The following is a 15,422-nucleotide window of genomic DNA, read 5'->3' as shown; positions in this document are numbered from 1 at the left end:
CGCCGGGGCGCGGCTCGCGCCGCGCCCCGGCACCTCCACCGCATCCACCTGCGACCGACCGGCGACGGCGCCGACGAGGAGCACCATGACCGACACCGCCCAGCGGACCGACCCCGCACCCGCGCCCGGGCCGGCACCCCGGCTCGAGATGCGCGACCTCTCGAAGCGCTACGGCGGCGTCCGAGCCATCCGGCACGCGGATCTCACCGTCCAGCCCGGCACCGTCCACGCCCTGGTCGGCGAGAACGGCGCAGGCAAGTCGACGCTCATCAAGATCCTCTCGGGAGCCGAGCACCCCGACACCGGCACGATCTCGATCGACGGCACGCCCGTCTCGATCGCCTCGACCACTGACGCCATCGCGCTGGGCGTGCAGACCGTGTACCAGGAGCCGCAGCTCTTCCCCGAGCTGACGGTCGCCGAGAACTTCTTCGTGGGCCGCGAGATCACCCGCGGACCGACGATCGATTGGCGGGCGCAGGCGCCGCGCATGCTGGAGCTGCTGGACACGGTCGGCCTCGACCGCTCGCTCGCGTCGCAGCCGCTCGGAGCGCTGTCGATCGCCAAGCAGCAGCAGGTGTCCATCGCCAAGGCGCTGCTGGAGCAGGCGAGCGTCCTCATCCTCGATGAGCCGAGCGCCATCCTGACCGACGCCGAGATCGAGGTGCTCTTCGGCGTGGTCCGAAGGCTGGCCGCCGACGGCGTCTCGATCATCTACATCAGCCACCGGCTCGACGAGCTGTTCCGCATCGCCGACGAGGTGACCATCATGCGAGACGGCGAGACGGTCTCCTCGCAGCCGATCGGCGAGCTCACGGTGCGCGAGATCGCGGAGCGCATGGTGGGCGGCGCGATCGCGGAGGGTGTGCACGAGGCGGGCGAGCACGGCGAGCAGGTGCTCGAGCTCGAGCACCTCACGCTCGAGGGCGCGTTCTCCGACGTGTCGTTCAGCGTCAGGGCGGGCGAGGTCGTCGGCCTGTACGGGCTGGTCGGCTCGGGCGCCGCCGAGGTGGGCGAGGTCGTCTACGGGATGCGCCGTGCGACGTCGGGCCGCATGCGCGCGGCCGGCGACGACCGGCATCCCGCGACGCCGGCGGAGGCGAAGCGGCGCGGCATCCGCATGGTCCCCGCCAACCGGACCTCGCAGGGCTCGTTCTCCTTCCAGCCCATCGCCTTCAACATCACGATCGGCTCGCTCGGCCTGCTCGGCCGGTTCGGCTGGGTCTCGCCCAAGGCCGAGCGCCGCATCGCGGACGACCTCATCCGCCGCCTCGCCGTCAAGACGCCGTCCGGACGGCAGCCGATCGGCGCCATGTCGGGCGGCAACGCCCAGAAGGTCGTGCTCGCCCGCCAGATCGTCGAGCAGCCTCGGCTGCTCGTGCTCGCCGAGCCGACGCAAGGCGTCGACGTCGGAGCCAAGGAGGAGATCCACCGCATCATCGCCGACCTGGCCGAGCGCGGCGCGGCGGTGCTCGTGATCACCACCGACCTCGCCGAGGTGCAGCGCATCGCCGACCGCGTCCTCGTCTTCCGGTCCGGGCGCATCGCCCACGAGTTCCCGCCGACGGCGAGCCAGGCATCGCTGCTCGCCGCCGCCGCCGGCGCCGAGGAGCACGTCGAGGCACCTCGACTCGACACCGAGGAGGAGTCCCGATGACCACCGACACCGCCGCGCCTGTGCGATCCGCGCAGCTGAGCCTCCGGCGCATCCTGCCGCCGATCGTCACGGGGCAGGAGATCGTGCTGCTCGCCGTGCTCGTCGTGCTGTGGGTGGTGCTCGGCATCTTCACCCCTGCCTTCCTGACCCCCGGCTCGATCGGTCCGCTCCTCGTGCAGGTCGCTCCGATCGCGCTCATCGGCGTCGGCATGACCTTCGTCATCATCACCGCCGGCATCGACGTCTCCGTGGCGGCCATGATCATGGTCTCGGCCGTCACGACCGCGCGCATGCTCGTCGCCTTCGACATCCCGGCCATCCTGGCGGTGCTGGTCGCCGTCGTCATCGGCTCGGCGCTGGGAGCGCTCAACGGGCTGCTCATCGCCTACGGGCGCGTGCACCCCATCATCATCACGTTCGGCACTGCCAACCTCTTCCAGTGGCTGGGCCTGCGGGTGTTCGACTCCTCGACCGTCAACGGCATCCCGTCGACGCTCGAGTTCTTCGGCCGCGGCGGGGCGGGATCGACCTTCGGGGTGCCGCACTCCTTCGCGATCGCGGTGCTCGCAGTCGCCGCCGCGTGGTGGTTCCTGCGCTACGCGAAGGCCGGCCGCAACCTCTACGCGATCGGCGGCAACCAGAACGCCGCGAGGCTCGCCGGGATCAAGGTGCAGCCGCGCCTGGTGTGGGTCTACGTCATCACCGGGGCGCTCGCCGGGCTCGCGGCCTGCATGGTCATCGCCACGGGCACCGCGACGCTCGACCAGTCCGTCGGCTCCGGCAAGGAGCTGCAGGTCATCGCGGCCGTGGTCATCGGCGGCACGTCGATCCTCGGCGGTCGCGGCAGCGTCGTCGGCACCCTGCTCGGCGCCATCCTCGTGCAGACGGTCGTCTCGGGGGTCACCCAGCTCGGCTGGCCGACACAGCTCGGCTTCCTCTTCGTCGGCATCTTCATCCTGATCGCCGTCGGCACCGACCTCATCCGCGAGCGAACGAGGAGGCGCGCATGACCGCGACCACCACCATCACGCCGCCCGAGCAGCGCCGCGGCCAGGCGGCCCGCGCTCGCGACTGGTTCGCCTCCGGCGGCCTCAAGGACCGCGCGACGCTGCTGCTCGGCCTGATCGTCCTCCTGCTCGTCGTCATGGGGATCCTCGACGGCGTCGGGCTCACGAGCGGCCAGTTCAACAGCGACTACCTCGCGTCGACGCTCATCGCGTACGTGCCGCTCGCGCTGCTCGCACTCGCCGAGCTGTTCGTCATCACCTCGGGGCGCGGCGGCATCGATCTCTCCGTGGGCTCGATGGTCTCGCTGACGGGGATCGTCTTCGCGATGCTCTACCAGCAGGCCGGACTGCCACTCGCCATCGCAGTGGTCCTCGCGGTGCTCTTCGGTGCGCTCCTGGGAGCCATCAACGGGTTCCTCACGGCGTACCTCGGCTACCCGGCGCTCATCACGACGCTCGCCACCTTCTACGCCTATCGCTCCATCGCGCTCGTGGTCAGCGAGCAGCGGCCGATCTCGGGACCGGAGATCTCGCAGTTCTACAACGCAGCCAAGGCCGTCGAGCTGCCAGTGATCGGCGGCACCCTGCCGCTCGTGCCGCTCGGCGTCTTCACGTTCCTGCTCCCCGTCGCGATCGTGGCCTGGTTCGTGCTCAACCGGACGAGCTACGGGCGCAAGCTCTACGCGATCGGCACGAACGACACCGCCGCGCAGTGGGCGGGCATCGACACGCGTCGCACGCGCATGATGGCGTACGTCACAGCGGGCGCCATCGCGGGTCTCGTGGGCGTCTACACGGTCGCCCAGTTCGCGTCGGCCCGGCCGGACGCCGGTACGAGCGGCAGTGGCATGGCGCTGCCGGCGATCACGATCGCCGTGCTCGGAGGCGTGGCCATCACCGGTGGCATCGGCAGGCTCAGCGGCATCCTGCTCGCGGCCCTGCTGATCGTGTGGCTCAACGCGTCGATCCTGCTCGTCGTCCCCGGCAACGAGGGCGCCCAGGCCCAGCTCCTCGCGCTCGGTCTCGTGCTCCTCGGAGCATCGCTGCTGTCGAACGCCACCATCCGCCGACGGCAGCGCGGACTGTCGAAGCCGCTCTCGGTGCCAGGCACAGCAGCGGGGTCGACCCGATGAGCTCTATCGCCGACGCGCTGCTCGACCTCGCGCACGCGGTGGGCGCGCCGGCGCGCGAGCTCGCGATCCTGGGCGAGGGCAACGTGTCGGCGATCCTCGACGACGAGCGCATGCTGGTGAAGGCGACGGGTTCGTCGCTCGCCGCCGCCACCGTCGACGACCTGGTGGAGTGCCGCTTCGGGCCGATCCTGGACCTGCTCGACGATGCGGACGCCACCGACGCGCGCGTCGGCGAGGCGCTGCTGGCCGCGCGCGTCGACCAGGCCGCGAAGCGGCCCAGCGTCGAGGCGATGCTGCATGCCGTCGTGCTCACCTCCGGCGCCGGCGCGGCATGCCACACCCATCCGGTGTCGGCGAACGGGCTGCTGTGCTCCGACCGCGCGGGCCTCCTCGCCGCGGGCGCGCTCTTCCCCGACCAGGTGGTCGTGCTCGGCACCGAAGCGCTGCTCGTGCCGTACGTCGACCCGGGTCTCGCCCTCGCACGGAGGATGCGCGACGAACTGCGGGCCTTCTCGGACCGCCGCGGCGCGCTGCCCAAGGTCGCATACCTGCGGAACCACGGGATCTTCGCGATCGGCGCGAGTCCTGCCGAGTGCCTGCGCATCACCGAGATGGCCGACAAGTTCGCGCGCATCCTCACAGCCGCGCTCGCGGTCGGCGAGCCGGTCTTCCTGCCCGACGACCAGGTGCAGCGCATCGACGGCCGCGATGATGAGCACATCCGCCGCGCCATCCTGGACGGCGCCCCGCACAGCTGACCACCGCATCCACCCAACCCAACCGCAGGAGCACCCCATGCAGATCGGCGTCCACGGCCTCGTCTTCACCGGCGAATTCGACGAGGCGGGCCTCCGGGCCGCCATCACCGGCACCCAGCAGGCGGGCTTCGACCTGCTCGAGCTGCCGCTCATGGATCCGTACGCCTTCGACGGCGCGCTCGTCGGCCGCATGGTCGACGACCACGGCATCGCGATGACCGCGAGCCTGGGCCTCGACGCGGCGCACGACCTCTCCAGCGAGGACGCCGCGGTGAGCCGCAAGGGCGAGAGCCTGCTCGAGCGCGCGATCGACGTCGTCGCCGAGGCCGGCGGCGAGCACCTGTGCGGCGTCATCTACTCGGCGATGCAGAAGTACATGGTGCCGCCGACCGAGGCGGGCCGAGCGGCGTCGGCAGCCGCGCTCGCGCGGCTCGGCGACCGGGCGCAGGCGGCGGGCGTCACGCTGTCGCTCGAGATCGTCAACCGCTACGAGACGAACATCGCGAACACCGCGCGCGGAGGGCTGCGGTTCCTCGAGCAGGTCGGCCACGACGACGTGCACCTGCACCTCGACACGTACCACATGAACATCGAGGAGTCGGGGATGCTCGAGCCGGTGCTCGACGCCGGCGATCGGCTGCGCTACGTGCACATCGGCGAGAGCCACCGCGGCTACCTCGGCACCGGCTCGGTCGACTTCGGCTCGTTCTTCCGCGGCCTCGCGCGGGTCGGCTACGACGGACCGGTCGTCTTCGAGTCGTTCTCGAGCGCGGTGGTCTCCGAGTCGCTGTCGAACACGCTCGGCATCTGGCGCAACCTGTGGGACGACTCCGCCGACCTCGCAGCGCACGCCAACCGCTTCATCCGCGACCAGCTGCGCGCGGTGGAGACGATCGCGCTGCACTGACGCCGGGCGCGCTGCCCGGCGACGCCGCTACCAGGGCAGCGCGTCGGGCAGCGGCTCCCCGCCGAGCACGTGCTGGTCGCAGAAGCCGAGCACCGCACGGTTCCACGTCACCGCGTTCGACGGGCGCAGCACCCAGTGGTTCTCGTCGGTCAGCTGCAGGAAGCGGTGCGGCATCGTCGCGGGACTGCCCGGCCACGCCGAGACGAGGTCCCACCACATGCGCATGGCCTCGCTCACCGGCACGCGGTAGTCGCGGTTGCCGTGCGTGAGCAGCATCGGGGTGGTGATGGCGGATGCGCTGTGGTGCGGGGAGTAGTCGCGGTACCACTCGGGCAGCAGGTCGGGGTGGCCGTGCACGCGCACCTTCTGCGCGGCCGCGTCGGTCGTCGCGTGCTGCTGGTCGAGCGCCCAGAGCCCCGCGTGCGTGACGATCGCGTCGAAGCGGTCGGAGTGCCCGGCGATCCAGTTGGTCATGTAGCCGCCGAACGACGCGCCGAGCAGCGCCGTGCGGGAGCCGTCGAGCGTGCGCCGCTCGAGCACGTGGTCGAGCAGCTGCTCGCACTCGCGCCACACGACGTCGGCGAGGCGCGGCCAGCCGCGGTTGAGTCCCTCGTGGCCGTACCCGGTCGACATCGCGGGGTCGGGCAGCAGCACGGCGTAGCCGCGCGCGACCGCGAGCCATGGGTTCCAGCGCCAGCTCCACGCGTTGTAGGAGCCGTGCGGGCCGCCGTGGATCCACAGCATCACCGGCGCCGGCGCCTTCGTGCTCGCCGCCGTGGGCGTGCAGAGCCAGCCGCCGACGGTCACCCCGTCGACGTCGGTCTCGACCCACTCGAGGCGGCCGGGCAGCGCGCCGATCCGGCTGGGCGCCTTGATCGCGGTCGTCTCGCCGCGCCCGCGCACGGGGATCCGCACGGGCGCCGCGGGGGTCGCCATGTCGGTGCGCAGCGCGAAGACGGAGCGGCCGTCGGCGGCCGGCGCGAGCGAGGCGTGCGGCGCGTCGTCGACGAGCGTCCGCACCCGGCCCGTCGACGCATCCACCGCCAGCACCGCGCCGCGCGAGTGCAGGTCGCCCGCGACCAGCAGGGTCGACGCATCCGCCCACGCGTACTCGGTGACCGAGACGTCGCCGACGTCGACGAGCACCGGGTCGCCGCCGCCGAGCGGGTGGATCTCGAGGAAGTCGTAGGTCGTGTCGGTGGGGCTCGAGGTCGTGAGGCGGGTGACGGCGAGCGCCGCCCCGTCCGGCGAGAAGCGCGGCCGCGCCCACTGGTGCGCCGCGGTCGCGCGCAGCAGCACGCGGCGGCGGCGCGCCCGCACGTCGACGACCGCGATCGCCGAGCGCGTCTCGCCGCCGGCGACGCGGGTGGTCCAGGTGGTGGCGACGCGCTCGCCGTCGGGCGAGAGGTCGGCGGATGCGTTGAGCAGGTTGAGCGTGTCGGCGCCGGGCGTGAGCTCGCGCACGTCGCCGTCGGGGGAGACGAGCACGAGCCTCGGGCTCACGTCGGAGACCTCGTGGTCCCAGTAGCGGATGGGCATGCCCGTGTGCCAGATGGCGGTGCGCTTCGCCTGCGTGCGCGCCTTGCGCCGCTCGGCGTCGTCGGCGAGCGTGCCGCCCGCGAGCACCTCGGTGGTGGCGAGCATCGTGCCGTCGTCGGCGACCGCGACGAGGCTCAGGCCACCGGGGGCGGATGCGACGACGTGCGCCTCGCCGTGCTCCGGCAGGCGCCAGATCGCGGCGACGTCCTCGTCGGCGGTGCCGGTCGGGTCGGGCCGGGCGGAGGAGAAGAGGAGCGAGCCGTCGGGCGCGAAGCGCGGGGCGCTCTCGCCCTTCGCCGACCACGTGAGCCGCTGCGCCTCGCGCTCGCCGGCCGGGTCGAGCTCCCAGAGCGAGGGCACCATGCGCGAGCCGTGCTCGTCGGCCTGGTGGATGACCGCCACGAGCCGTCCGCTCGGCGAGGCCGCGAGCCCCGCGTGGCGGGGCAGCCGCAGCAGGCCCTCGATGTCGGTGAAGTCGTCGAATCGCTCGTCAGCCATGCCCCGACGCTACCGGTTCGGAATTCCCAACCCCGTGCATCCGTCGGTCGACCGGCTCTGCGCGCGCCCGACCGGACTATCCGGTCGGCCACGCATCTGGCCGGTCGACGAACGGCCTCGCGCACGCCGAAGGGCCCCGACCCGCGAGCGGATGCTCGCGAGCCGGGGCCCGGGGATGCGGCGGTGGGCGTTACGCGATCGCCGACGCCAGCAGCCAGGCGACCGAGACGATCGCCATGCCGAGGAAACCGACCACGGTGCACATGAACGTCCACGTCTTCAGGCCGCCCGCGACCGAGAGGCCGATGAACTTCGTGGCGATCCAGAAGCCGGAGTCGTTGATGTGCGACAGCGAGACCGAGCCCATCGCGATCGCGAGGATGATGAGCGCGACCTGGAGCTCGCTGTAGCCGCCGGCCGCGACCGTCGACTGCACGAGGCCCGCGGCGGTGAGCGTCGCGACCGTGCCGGAGCCCTGTGCCACCTTGAAGATGAGCGCGAGGATGAAGGCGAGGAAGATGATCGGCACGCCGGCGTCGACGAGCATGCCGGAGACCGCGTCGCCGATGCCCGACTCGGTGAGCACGCGGGCGAACACGCCGCCCGCGCCGGTGACGAAGACGACGATCGCGGCGGGCGCGAGCGCCGAGTCCATGATGTCGCTCATGTCCTGCTTGCCCCAGCCGTGGCGCACACCCAGCAGGTACATCGCGAGCACGCACGCGACGAGCAGCGCGAGCGCCGGCGCGCCGATGAAGGCGAGCACGTTGGCGACGGGCGTCTCGGGCTCGACGATCAGCTTGCCGACCGTGCCGATGGCGATCATGACGATCGGCAGCAGGATGAGCGCGACGACGGCGCCGGCGCTCGGCGTGGTGATGGTGCGCTCGCGCACGGCGGTCGTGGTCGAGGTGCCGGTGACGGGGTCGGCCGTCGTGATCGCGGCCCTGCCGGAGCCGGCGCCGCCGTCGACCTCGCGGTCGCCCGAGCCGAGGTTCGCGGCGCCCGCGTCGGCGTACTTCTCGGCGATCTCGGGCGACATCTCCCACGAGCCGCGCGCCATGATGCGCTTGGAGAGCCACCAGATGACGAAGCCCATGGGGATCGCCAGCAGGATGCCGAGGATCGTGACGAGCCCCATGACATCCGGGTTCAGCAGGGTCGTCGAGCCGACGATGCCCGGGTGCGGCGGCACGGCGTTGTGGATGAACACCATGAAGACGGCCACGGGCGCGCCGAGCGCGATCGGGCTCTTGTGGGCGGATGCCTTGGCGAAGCTGAAGATGATCGGCACCAGGATGATGAAGGCGACGTCGAAGAAGATCGGGATGGCGACGAGGCCGGAGGCGATGAGGAGCGCAGGTCCCAGGCGGTCCTTGCCGAGCACCTTCGCGGCCTTGCGCGCGATGATCTCGGCGCCGCCGGTCTTCTCGATGATGCCGCCGAGCATGGCGCCGAGGCCCACGAGCAGCGCCACATTGCCGAGCGTCGTGCCCATGCCGGCGATGACGGTCGGGATGACCTCCTGGATGGCGATCCCCGCGGCGAGCGCCGTGAGCACCGACACGGCCAGCAGCGCCAGGTACGCCGGCCACTTCAGCTTCATGACCAGGAACAGCAGCAGCGCGATGGCGATGACGGCCACCGCGATCAGGTAGATGGGGCTCATCGGGTCCTCTCGATCTTCTCGATCTTCAGCATCTTGGTGAGCACCCGGTCGAGGTCCTCGTCGTCCCAGATGCGCTTCCAGTCATCGTTGATGATGGCCTCGCGGCCGTAGTCCATGGCCAGGTGGCAGGCCTCGGAGAAGGGGTTCGACCCGCGCAGCGCGTTGGTGAGCGCGATGCCGATGTGGCCGAAGAAGATCGCCTTGACGGCGTCCTCGGGGATGCCGACCTCGTGGATGGCGTGATCCATCGAGTCCTTCAGGAACTGCCCGATCATGCACGCGGTCGTCTCGACGAGGGTCGGCTCGAGCTGCGCGAGCTGCTTCGTGGTCACCCAGTGCACGTCGATGACGGGCGCGTAGATGGCCCGCACGACCTGCTCGGTGCGCTGCCTGGCGGCCTCGTCGTCGCCCTCGAACGAGGCGACGACGTCCTGGTCGGCCGCGATGCCGCCGAAGGTGTCGGCGTACTGCTCGACCGTGGTGCGCTCGAGGAACACCGACGGGTGGCACGGGTGCGCGCACGCCTGGTGCACGTCGTCGCGCTGCGCGAGGAGGCCCGCATAGGCCGCGGCCGGGTCGAGCGTGAGCAGCACGGCGCCCGCCTGCATCATCGGCACGACCTGCTCCGAGACCTTGCCGAGCACGACGTCCGGCACAGCCAGGATCACGACGTCGGCGCCGGGGACGGCCTCGTCGACGGTCGAGACCGTGCGGCCGAGCGCCTCGATGCGCTCCTTGCCGGCGTCGGACGCCTCGCAGTAGTGGATGGTCGCGCCGGTCAGGTCGAGGTTGTTCGACACGCGCATGCCCATCTTGCCTGCGGCGCCGATGACGGCGACGGTCAGCGACGGGTCGAGGTCGACCTGCTTGCCGGTGAGTGGGTTCAGCTCGCTGGGACTCACGATGCTCCTTCTATCTCGGTTCTCGGTGTTCGGTGATCGGTCTGGGGTGGCGGATGCCGTGGGTCACGGCAGCGGGTCGGCGGCGGCCGCGCGCAGCGCGGCGAGGGTCGCGGCGGTCCACTCGCGCTCGAGCGCGACGGTCGCGGCGGAGTCGCCCTGCCACGGCAGCCAGTGCTCGACGATGGCGGCGGGGGAGCGGCCGGCGTCGGCGAGCGCGCGCAGCTCGTGGTCGAGGTCGAGCTGGCCGTCGCCCATGCGGGCGCCGGAGAGCGTGAAGCCCACCCAGCCCTCCTGGCGGGCGAAGGCGAAGTCCTTCACGTGCAGGTCGAGCGCATGCGGCGCGGCCGCGTCGATGACGTCGGCGGGCCGCTCGAGCGCGGCGATGCAGTTGGCCGGGTCGAGGGTGATGCCGACGAGCGGCGACCCGACCGCCTCGACGGCGGCGACGAGCACGCTCGTCGGGATCTGCTCGTACGTCTCGAGCGCGAGCGCGATGCCCGACTCCTCGAGCCGGGGGAGCGAGCGTCGCAGCAGCTCGGCGACGTGCTCGGCGCCCTGCTCGGCGTCGGGCCGCTGCACCATCGAGCGCAGCACGTGCGCGTCGAGGGCGGCGGCGATGCCGAGGTAGCGGCCGAGGTGGTCGGGGTCGATGCCGCGCGTGCCGAGCTGCAGGCGCACGCCCAGGCGATCGGCGCTCGCGCAGAGCGCGTCGAGCTCGTCGGCGGTGCACTGCTCGATGCGCGGGTCGTCGCAGATCTCGAAGACGTCGCAGCCGAGCTCGGCCGCCCGCTCGAGCATGTCGGCGATGGAGAGCGGATGCGGGTGGTCGTGCCACTCCCAGAACAGGGCGTAGGAGCCGATCCCGATGTCCATGTCGCAAACCTCGTCGTGTGCTGTGCCGTCGCCCCGCGCAGCCGCTGCGGCGAGGTCGTCGTCACGCTAGCGCGGATGCCGCAACCGCGCAACCGGTTGACCAATTTTGCGAACGACGCGGGGTACGCTCATCCCGTGTCCGACGCATCCCTCCTCGACGCGCTGCGCCGCTCGACGACCGCCACCACCTCGGTGAGCGGCTCGGTCGCGCAGCAGCTGCTGAAGCTGCTGCTCGGCGACAGCATGCGCGCCGGCGACCGGCTGCCCTCGGAGCGCAAGCTCACCGAGGCGCTCGGCGTCGGCCGCTCGGCGGTGCGCGAGGCGATCGCCGCGCTCGAGGTGCTGGGCGTCGTCGAGACCCGCGCGGGCTCGGGCACCTACCTGCGGTCGGCGACGTCGGAGCTGCTGCCGCAGACGCTCTCGTGGTCGATGCTCGTCGACCAGGAGCAGATGGAGGATGTCGCCTTCGTGCGCGCCGCGCTCGAGCGCGCCGCCGCCGAGCGGGCGGCGCAGGTCGTGACGCCGAAGGACGCCGAGCGGCTGCGCGCGCTCGTGCAGGCGCAGCGCGATGCCGACCTCGAGGGCTACGTCGAGCAGGACATCGCGTTCCACCGCCACCTCGCCGCGATGGCCGGCAACGCCATCCTCAGCGACCTGCTCTCGACGGCGCGCTCGCTGCTGCGCGTCTGGTTCGAGCACGCCGTCGAGGATCCGCGCGACGTCGAGACCGCGATCCGCGAGCACGCGGCGATCGCCGACGCGATCATCGCCGGCGACAGCGCCGCCGCGCAGGCCGCGATGGCCGAGCACATGGCCACCGCGACTGCGCGCATCCTGCGCGTCGCCGGCGACCGCTGACCCCGCGCCGGCCGGGGGACGGCGGTGAGCGAGCCCGAAACACAGCGCCAGTAGGCTCGCGGGCATGGGCGACCTCTTCGACGACTACGACAAGCCCTTCGCGAATCCGCGGAAGCGCGAGGGCACGGCGTGGGATGAGATGTTCGAGAGCAAGGGCGAGGCGCGCGGCCCCTACAAGCCGCTGTACGACGCGCTGAGCGAGCTCACCAAGGACGACCTCCGGGCCCGCGCCGACGCGCTCGCCACCTCCTACCTCGCGCAGGGCGTGACCTTCGACTTCGCGGGCGAGGAGCGGCCGTTCCCGCTCGACGCCATCCCGCGCATCATCACCGCCGAGGACTGGCGCCACGTCGAGTCGGGCGTGCAGCAGCGGGTGCGCGCGCTCGAGGCGTTCCTCGCCGACATGTACGGCCCGCAGCGCGCCGTCGAGGACGGCATCATCCCCGCGAAGCTCATCAGCACCTCCACCCACTTCCACCGCCAGGCGGCCGGCATCACGGGCGCCAACGGCGTGCGCATCCACGTGTCGGGCATCGACCTGATCCGCGACCAGGACGGCGAGTGGCGGGTGCTCGAGGACAACGTGCGAGTGCCCTCGGGCGTGAGCTATGTCATCTCGAACCGCCGCGTCATCGCGCAGACGCTGCCCGAGATGTTCTCGTCGATGCGGGTGCGCCCGGTCGGCGACTACTGCGACAAGCTGCTGCACGCGCTGCGCGCCGCGGCCCCCGCGGGCGTCGACGACCCGCGCGTCGTGGTGCTCACGCCCGGCGTCTACAACTCCGCCTACTTCGAGCACACGCTGCTCGCGCGCCTCATGGGCGTCGAGCTCGTCGAGGGCCGCGACCTGTTCACGAGCGGCGGCCGCGTCTACATGCGCACCACCGAGGGCCCCGCGCGCGTCGACGTGATCTACCGCCGCGTCGACGACGACTACCTCGACCCGCTGCAGTTCCGCGCCGACTCGATGCTCGGGAGCCCCGGCCTCATGCTCGCCGCGCGCCTCGGCAACGTCACGATCGCGAACGCCGTCGGCAACGGCATCGCCGACGACAAGCTCGTCTACACGTACGTGCCCGAGCTCATCCGCTACTACCTGTCGGAGGAGCCCATCCTCAAGAACGTCGACACGTGGCGGCTCGAGGATCCGGGCGCGCTCGAGGAGGTCATCGACCGCCTGCACGAGCTGGTCGTGAAGCCCGTCGACGGCTCCGGCGGCAAGGGCCTCGTCGTCGGCCCCGATGCGACGCAGGACGAGCTCGAGGCGCTCAAGCAGCGGCTGCTCGACGATCCGCGCGGCTGGATCGCGCAGCCGGTCGTGCAGCTGTCGACGATCCCGACGCTCGTCGAGGACGGCATGCGCCCCCGCCACGTCGACCTGCGCCCCTTCGCCGTGAACGACGGGAAGGATGTGTGGGTGCTGCCGGGAGGCCTCACCCGCGTCGCGCTCCCCGAGGGCCAGCTCGTCGTCAACTCCTCCCAGGGCGGAGGCTCGAAGGACACCTGGGTGCTCGCCGGCGCCCGCGAGCAGCTGCCGCAGATCGACCACGATGCCGAGTTCGGCGCGAGCGGCGAGCCGCTCACGCGCCCGATCAGCATCGTCGGCGGCCACGAGCACCCGCAGGACCAGAGCCCGCAGGACGCCCCCCGCGGCCGCGCCGGCCAGGAGGAGCAGCAGCAGCAGGCGCTCGACCCCGCCGGTCGAGGAGCCGCCGCGGGCGGCGTCTCGAGACCATCCCGCACCGAGCAGACAGGAGGTGAGCGCTCATGATGCTCAGCCGCATCGCCGAGAGCCTGTTCTGGATCGGCCGCTACATCGAGCGCGCCGACGGCACCGCGCGCATCCTCGACGTCTACCTGCAGCTCCTCCTCGAGGACGTCGCGGTCGACGAGGACACCGCCTGCCGCGCGCTGCTCGGCGTCATGGGCCACGACGCGCCGCCGGACCGCAAGCTCACCCGCGTCGACGTCGTCAACACGCTCGCGACCGACCGCACGCAGCCCGCGTCGATCGCCTACTCGGTGAACGCGGCGCGAGAGAACGCCCGCCGTGCGCGCGAGATCATCTCGACCGAGCTGTGGGAGGTGCTGAACGCCACCTACGCGAACATGCCGCGCCGCGTGAACCCCGAGCAGGTGCACGTCATGTTCGGCTGGGTGCGCGAGCGCGCGGCGCTCGCGGGCGGCATGGCCGACTCGACCGCGAGCCGCGACGACGCGTGGAGCTTCTTCACGCTCGGCCGCTTCATCGAGCGGGCCGACATGGTCGCCCGACTGCTGGCGACCCGGGCGCTGACCGAGGCATCCGGCCCCTCGTGGACGACGATCCTCCGCTCGGTGGGCGCATACGAGGCGTACCTGCGCACCTACCGCGGCGTGCCCTCGAGCACGAACGCGGCCGAGTTCCTGCTGCTCGACCGGCTCTTCCCGCGCTCGATCCTCTTCTCGGTGCGCGGCGCCGAGGAGTGCCTGCAGGACATCGAGCCGCGGCAGGACCGCATCGGCTACGTCGACCAGGCGCAGCGGATGCTCGGGCAGATCCGCGCGGAGCTCGAGTTCACGCCCATCCAGGAGATCATCGAGAACCTGCCGACCGTGATGGACAAGGTGCAGACCACGACGACCGCCGTTTCGCACGCGGTGCGGGAGCGCTACTTCCCGACCCACAACATGCCCGCCTGGACGAGGGAGGCATCGTGAGCCGCATCCGCATCCGCCACACCACCGGCTACCGCTACGAGCAGCCGGCCGTCGCCTCGTACAACGAGTCGCGCATGCTGCCGTCGACGAGCGACGGCCAGTTCGTCATCTACTCGAACCTCGACATCCGCCCCAACACCTCGATCAACACGTACGAGGACTACTGGGGCACGAAGGTCGTCTCGTTCGACGTGCTCGCGCCGCACACCGAGCTGCAGCTGACGGCGACGAGCCTCGTCGAGGTGCGCCCGCGCCTCACCGGCGGGCACGACCTGTCGTGGGAGCAGCTCGAGAAGGTCGCCTCGCGCGCCACGCAGCACGTCGAGCAGCTCGGGCAGACGGTGCGCACGCGCCCGACCGACGACCTCGTGCGGGCGTCGCAGGAGATCAAGGATGCGTCGCCGTCGCCGGGCGCCGCCGCGTCGGCCATCGCCCGCATGGTCGGCGAGGAGATGGAGTACATGTCGGGCGTGACGCACGTGCACACGCTCGCCTCGGAGGCGTGGACGAACCGCAAGGGCGTCTGCCAGGACATCGCGCACATCACGATCGGCGCGCTGCGGGCGGTCGGCATCCCGGCGCGCTACGTGTCGGGCTACCTGCACCCGCGGCCGAACGCGCAGATCGGCGAGACGATCCGCGGCGAGTCGCACGCATGGGTGGAGTGGTTCACCGGCGAGTGGAACGCGTGGGACCCGACGAACCTCATCGACATCGGCGAGCGGCACGTGAAGGTCGGCCTCGGGCGCGATTACAACGACGTGCCCCCGCTGCGCGGCGTCTACGCCGGAGCCGGCAAGTCGCAGCTCTTCGTCAGCGTCGAGATCACGAAGGAGAGCTGACCGGCGGGTCGCCTAAGGGCATCGCGGACCGGGGGAGCACTGCTCGCCGGAGCATCGGCCGGCGCGTCGCCGATCGGGA

General features: G+C 71.8%; 13 protein-coding genes. 9 read left to right on the top strand and 4 right to left on the bottom strand.

Translation table 11 applies throughout. The features are described from left to right. Positions 1–85: 85 nt before the first annotated feature. Genes FQ330_RS00830 through FQ330_RS00810 form a run of 5 tightly spaced genes read left to right on the top strand, consistent with a single transcriptional unit; the run spans position 86 to position 5,462 of the window. Positions 86–1,657 carry a sugar ABC transporter ATP-binding protein gene (locus tag FQ330_RS00830; RefSeq protein ID WP_146354438.1) on the top strand — a complete coding sequence of 524 codons (1,572 nt, stop codon included), beginning with the start codon at positions 86–88 and terminating at the stop codon, positions 1,655–1,657. Then, the gene (locus FQ330_RS00825; RefSeq protein ID WP_146354436.1) at positions 1,654–2,667 is read left to right on the top strand and encodes an ABC transporter permease; all 1,014 of its coding nucleotides are present in this window, start codon (positions 1,654–1,656) and stop codon (positions 2,665–2,667) included. Before FQ330_RS00830 ends, FQ330_RS00825 begins: the two co-directional genes overlap by 4 nt. Then, positions 2,664–3,797, top strand: coding sequence for an ABC transporter permease (locus FQ330_RS00820; protein WP_146354434.1), 1,134 nt, complete (start codon positions 2,664–2,666; stop codon positions 3,795–3,797). Before FQ330_RS00825 ends, FQ330_RS00820 begins: the two co-directional genes overlap by 4 nt. Continuing rightward, on the top strand, positions 3,794–4,555 hold the full coding sequence (locus tag FQ330_RS00815; protein WP_146354432.1) for a class II aldolase/adducin family protein: 762 nt from the start codon (positions 3,794–3,796) through the stop codon (positions 4,553–4,555). The genes FQ330_RS00820 and FQ330_RS00815 overlap by 4 nt, the downstream gene beginning before the upstream one ends. A 37-nt stretch (positions 4,556–4,592) precedes the next feature. Further along, the gene (locus FQ330_RS00810; protein WP_146354430.1) at positions 4,593–5,462 is read left to right on the top strand and encodes a sugar phosphate isomerase/epimerase family protein; all 870 of its coding nucleotides are present in this window, start codon (positions 4,593–4,595) and stop codon (positions 5,460–5,462) included. 27 nt (positions 5,463–5,489) lie between these two features. Here FQ330_RS00810 and FQ330_RS00805 read toward each other — a convergent pair whose 3' ends face one another. From FQ330_RS00805 to FQ330_RS00790, 4 genes are all read right to left on the bottom strand, one after another. Further along, positions 5,490–7,499, bottom strand: coding sequence for an alpha/beta fold hydrolase (locus FQ330_RS00805; protein ID WP_146354428.1), 2,010 nt, complete (start codon positions 7,497–7,499; stop codon positions 5,490–5,492). Positions 7,500–7,689: 190 nt separating this feature from the next. Beyond that, positions 7,690–9,168, bottom strand: coding sequence for a GntT/GntP/DsdX family permease (locus FQ330_RS00800; protein ID WP_146354426.1), 1,479 nt, complete (start codon positions 9,166–9,168; stop codon positions 7,690–7,692). Continuing rightward, positions 9,165–10,070, bottom strand: coding sequence for a phosphogluconate dehydrogenase C-terminal domain-containing protein (locus FQ330_RS00795; RefSeq protein WP_225792620.1), 906 nt, complete (start codon positions 10,068–10,070; stop codon positions 9,165–9,167). Before FQ330_RS00795 ends, FQ330_RS00800 begins: the two co-directional genes overlap by 4 nt. A gap of 63 nt (positions 10,071–10,133) precedes the next feature. After that, on the bottom strand, positions 10,134–10,943 hold the full coding sequence (locus tag FQ330_RS00790) for a sugar phosphate isomerase/epimerase family protein (protein WP_146354424.1): 810 nt from the start codon (positions 10,941–10,943) through the stop codon (positions 10,134–10,136). Between the two features lie 135 nt (positions 10,944–11,078). On the opposite strand from FQ330_RS00790, the gene FQ330_RS00785 reads away from it, so the two are divergent. The 4 genes from FQ330_RS00785 (at position 11,079) to FQ330_RS00770 (ending at position 15,343) form a co-directional block, all read left to right on the top strand. Continuing rightward, on the top strand, positions 11,079–11,801 hold the full coding sequence (locus FQ330_RS00785; RefSeq protein ID WP_225792619.1) for a FadR/GntR family transcriptional regulator: 723 nt from the start codon (positions 11,079–11,081) through the stop codon (positions 11,799–11,801). Positions 11,802–11,865: 64 nt separating this feature from the next. Next, positions 11,866–13,572: a circularly permuted type 2 ATP-grasp protein gene (locus FQ330_RS00780; protein ID WP_146354420.1), complete on the top strand. Its 1,707-nt coding sequence runs from the start codon at positions 11,866–11,868 to the stop codon at positions 13,570–13,572. After that, positions 13,572–14,501, top strand: a complete 930-nt coding sequence (locus FQ330_RS00775) for an alpha-E domain-containing protein (RefSeq protein ID WP_128189099.1) — start codon at positions 13,572–13,574, stop codon at positions 14,499–14,501. Before FQ330_RS00780 ends, FQ330_RS00775 begins: the two co-directional genes overlap by 1 nt. Then, positions 14,498–15,343, top strand: a complete 846-nt coding sequence (locus tag FQ330_RS00770) for a transglutaminase family protein (protein ID WP_146354418.1) — start codon at positions 14,498–14,500, stop codon at positions 15,341–15,343. Before FQ330_RS00775 ends, FQ330_RS00770 begins: the two co-directional genes overlap by 4 nt. Positions 15,344–15,422: the final 79 nt, after the last annotated feature.

Origin of the sequence: Agrococcus sediminis (assembly GCF_007923295.1) — a bacterium.
In the GTDB taxonomy this organism is placed as follows: Bacteria; Actinomycetota; Actinomycetes; order Actinomycetales; family Microbacteriaceae; genus Agrococcus; species Agrococcus sediminis.
Note: the sequence above shows the minus strand (reverse complement) of the source record. Positions and strands in the feature narration are given on the sequence as shown.

Bases quoted from the DNA above. Each gene is read 5' to 3' on its own strand.
- FQ330_RS00830 (WP_146354438.1), top strand. From the start codon at position 86: ATGACCGACACCGCCCAGCGGACCGACCCCGCACCCGCGCCCGGGCCG.
- FQ330_RS00805 (WP_146354428.1), bottom strand. From the start codon at position 7,499: ATGGCTGACGAGCGATTCGACGACTTCACCGACATCGAGGGCCTGCTG.
- FQ330_RS00790 (WP_146354424.1), bottom strand. From the start codon at position 10,943: ATGGACATCGGGATCGGCTCCTACGCCCTGTTCTGGGAGTGGCACGAC.
- FQ330_RS00815 (WP_146354432.1), top strand. From the start codon at position 3,794: ATGAGCTCTATCGCCGACGCGCTGCTCGACCTCGCGCACGCGGTGGGC.
- FQ330_RS00800 (WP_146354426.1), bottom strand. From the start codon at position 9,168: ATGAGCCCCATCTACCTGATCGCGGTGGCCGTCATCGCCATCGCGCTG.
- FQ330_RS00820 (WP_146354434.1), top strand. From the start codon at position 2,664: ATGACCGCGACCACCACCATCACGCCGCCCGAGCAGCGCCGCGGCCAG.
- FQ330_RS00780 (WP_146354420.1), top strand. From the start codon at position 11,866: ATGGGCGACCTCTTCGACGACTACGACAAGCCCTTCGCGAATCCGCGG.
- FQ330_RS00775 (WP_128189099.1), top strand. From the start codon at position 13,572: ATGCTCAGCCGCATCGCCGAGAGCCTGTTCTGGATCGGCCGCTACATC.
- FQ330_RS00810 (WP_146354430.1), top strand. From the start codon at position 4,593: ATGCAGATCGGCGTCCACGGCCTCGTCTTCACCGGCGAATTCGACGAG.
- FQ330_RS00825 (WP_146354436.1), top strand. From the start codon at position 1,654: ATGACCACCGACACCGCCGCGCCTGTGCGATCCGCGCAGCTGAGCCTC.